3 protein-coding genes and 1 other RNA gene are annotated in these 3,301 nt (G+C 41.8%); 3 read left to right on the top strand and 1 reads right to left on the bottom strand.

Annotated elements, in window-relative coordinates; translation table 11 throughout:
- Positions 1-477: 477 nt before the first annotated feature.
- Positions 478-1,362, bottom strand: coding sequence for an NAD(P)H-binding protein (locus WC615_RS23055; RefSeq protein ID WP_372980374.1), 885 nt, complete (start codon positions 1,360-1,362; stop codon positions 478-480).
- An 82-nt stretch (positions 1,363-1,444) separates the two neighbouring features.
- On the opposite strand from WC615_RS23055, the gene WC615_RS23050 reads away from it, so the two are divergent.
- The 3 genes from WC615_RS23050 (at position 1,445) to ssrA (ending at position 3,168) form a co-directional block, all read left to right on the top strand.
- A complete protein-coding gene (locus WC615_RS23050; protein ID WP_372980373.1) occupies positions 1,445-1,798 on the top strand; it encodes a winged helix-turn-helix transcriptional regulator in 354 nt (117 codons plus the stop codon).
- A gap of 218 nt (positions 1,799-2,016) precedes the next feature.
- A complete protein-coding gene (locus WC615_RS23045; protein WP_372980372.1) occupies positions 2,017-2,592 on the top strand; it encodes a fasciclin domain-containing protein in 576 nt (191 codons plus the stop codon).
- Between the two features lie 205 nt (positions 2,593-2,797).
- Positions 2,798-3,168: a transfer-messenger RNA gene (gene ssrA / locus WC615_RS23040) on the top strand.
- Positions 3,169-3,301 lie beyond the last annotated feature (133 nt).

Below are 3,301 nucleotides of genomic sequence, written 5' to 3'. Positions count from 1 at the left end.
GCGGCGGTGGAGAAACTACTATCGCAAAGTTCAAAAAAAAGAGATGCCTATTACGGTGTAAAATTATATTTGTAGCTCAATTAATCAATATATAAAACCGTCAACTTATTTCAGGACGAGACAGGGGTAAATTTATAATTATTTGTAAATGAGGTGTTTGATTAAAGCGGCTATTTGTCTGTTTCCCAACTTTATCAGCCTGTAAGGGGCGAATCAAGGCCGAAAAAAGGCGAAAAAAATCCTGTTTTTTTCGCCTTTTTTCTTGACTCGTTTTCTCAAAAAACGGGACAAAATTACATTTTTATAAAGCGCTGTGTAACAGTTGGTAAATCAATAATCGTGGTGCTTTTGTTTTAATACTGACAAGAATTTGTCAGTATTAAAACACTCATTATCAATATGTTCCGTTTGTCCCATTTGTCCCGTTTCAAAAACGGAACAAATGGAAATGCTACTCAGTGTAATGCGCTAAAAATGTTACCCGTTAAACCTTCTGCCAAACTCAACCGCAAAGTCTTCCAGTTTGGTTTTGCCAAATTGGGCGGGTTTATGCTGGTCATAATCTTCCCATAAAATGGTGCTTTTAACAGCCGTACCCATTTCTACATAGTTACGGGCAATCTCGGCAGGCAGCCCTGCCTGCTCAATACCTTGTAAGGCCTGCTCATCGGTAAAATCAACCCATTTCAGGTCGGGTTTGCCAATGGCCGCGCCTAATACCGACGCGATCTCGTTTGTTGTACGATCGTCAGAACTGATATAACGGATGCTGGTACCGGTAAAATTGCTTTGTAACTCCTCCGCGGCAACTTCGGCAATATCATTTGGGTGTACCAATACCACGCGCGAGTTATCGCCATAATTGGCACCTAAAAAGCCCAGGTGTTTTATCATGTCTATGTTGGCTAATAAGTTGGTATAAAAGAATGCGGGGCGCAGGTGCTTTATGGCTACGCCATCTAATTGCTTATAAATTTGCTCTACATCATGTATACCCGAAATAGGGCCGGTGCCGCCATCAATATGTGCGCCTATGCTGCTTAGATTAACTACTTTGGTTACGCCTGCCGCTTTTATAGCTTCGGCATAGTTTTTACCCACGCCGCCTATGTATTGCCTGTAGTTGGTCGCGCTAAAGTTATTGGGTATCATGGTGTAAATGGCATCGGCGCCTTTAAATGCTCCGGTCAAAAAGGCTATATCGTCAACCGAACCAATGGCCGGGATAGCACCTAAGGCTGTTATGGCTTCGGCCTTATCGGGGCTGCTGCTTATTACGGTTACCTGGTGGCCTGCTTTTACTAATTGTGTTGTTAATGGTTTGCTTATGTTCCCTAAAGAACCTGTTACTGTGATTTTCATGATAATTTATTTTTGATTTGTTGATGTCAAAGGTATATTTGTACTTACTTTTATACAAGTACCTACCCCAAAGTAAGTAGCAATGACACAGGTTAAAGAAAACTCTACCCAAAATGCAAATAAGATAGCGAACATAGGGGCGTGCCCCGTAAGTTATGTGATGAGCAAAATTGGCGGCCATTGGAAACCCAGCATCCTGTACCAACTGATGAGCGGCCCCAAACGTTACAGCGAGTTAAAACGCGAGATCCCGGCTGTTACCGAAAAGATGCTGATACAGCATTTAAAGCAACTACAGGCCGATAACCTGGTAGTACGCACCGCCGAACAAGCTATGCCGCCCATAGTAAGTTATAAACTTAGCGATGCAGGAGAAAGCCTAACCCCTGTGTTAACAGCAATTGCTAAGTGGGGCTTTGCGCAAACGGGCAGGTAACAAAAAAAAATACTTTTAATTAAGCCCCTGCAAATGTTTAGTTATTAACTATTTGCAGGTTTGCATCATGTGTTTGTGATGGTTGATTTTATTGACTGTTAAACAATTTTCTTTCTTTTGGCGTTATAATTGGCAGTTATTACTCAAAACATATACGCTATAAGGAAAAACGTCTACGCATTTAACCAAATAATAAATTGAATTACAACATGAACAACATGAAAAAATCCCTTTTAATGATTGGCGCAATGGTGCTTTTAAATTTTACAGCCAGCCGCGTATTTGCACAAGTACAAGACACCACCAAGAAAACAACCACTACAACTACTGCACCTGCAGCTACAGATGGCGCCAGTGATGTAGTAAGGGCTTTAGGAAGCAACCCCGATTATTCTACCGCGCTTAGCGCTGTGAAAACAGCCGGGCTTGATTCCAGCCTAAAAACAGGTGGCCCATATACTATTTTTGCACCCAATAATGCTGCATTTAGTGGCCTGCCGCCGGCTAAATTAGATAGCCTGATGAAAGACCCTACTAAACTTGCAACAGTTTTAAAAGGCCACGTAGTTACCGGTAAATATGCCAAAGCCGATATTATTAAGGCGTTAAACGCAGGTAAAGGTAAAGCAACACTAACCACACTGGATGGACAGACGCTCACGCTATCGGTTACTGCTGATAAAAAGCTACAGTTAGCCGATGCCAAAGGCGATACCGCACAGGTTATTTTATATGACCTGATTGGTGCCAACGGTATAGTGAATGGCCTTAACGGCGTTTTAGCACCTAAGTAATATTTAGATAAACCAACGTACTCAAAAGCCCGGCTTAGCCGGGCTTTTGTTGTTTAAGATATGTTGATAATGAAATACAATAGCCCCGTTATCAGCTTTTTAACAAAAGGCTTACATATTGGCCAAACACAGGCCGTATAAAGTTTGTATATTTGTATCAGTATTTAACTCAGGACTTAATGCTCCCGACTTTAGACTTTAAAATGGGGTCGACCGGAATTGACAGGATGGAGATAAATAGGTAAGCATGCAGCGCGTTGGGTGAATTAGCGCTAAAATCTGAACGCTCAAACTTACAAATGGCGAAAATAACTACGCCTTAGCTGCCTAATTTAGAATTAGCATAGCTTTTGTCCCGCCGGTTCTCTGTTCTGTTGGATCGGCAATCGGGGCATCGAAAAACGGAACTAGTTTGCTTTAAGGTGTGGAAAGCGAGCGAAACAAAACACCTAAGGATTAAGGTACAGGTAAGCGGTTAACCTTCCATAGTCCCTACAATTAAATAACAGCTAAGCATGTAGAAAGCGTATCTTATACCATGTTTGGACGAGGGTTCGAATCCCTCCGGCTCCACCACATGGGATTCCATCGGAATCTTCAAAGGGCTGCTCCAAAAAGAGCAGCCCTTTTTTCATTGATTTCTCTAAGTTATGTCTAAACAAATAATCTATCGGAGATGTTGCCTCATTTATAAACGTGATACCCTTTT

Origin of the sequence: Mucilaginibacter sp., from assembly GCF_041663085.1 — a bacterium.
Lineage (GTDB): Bacteria > Bacteroidota > Bacteroidia > Sphingobacteriales > Sphingobacteriaceae > Mucilaginibacter.
This window is presented reverse-complemented; position numbering and strand designations above follow the sequence as displayed.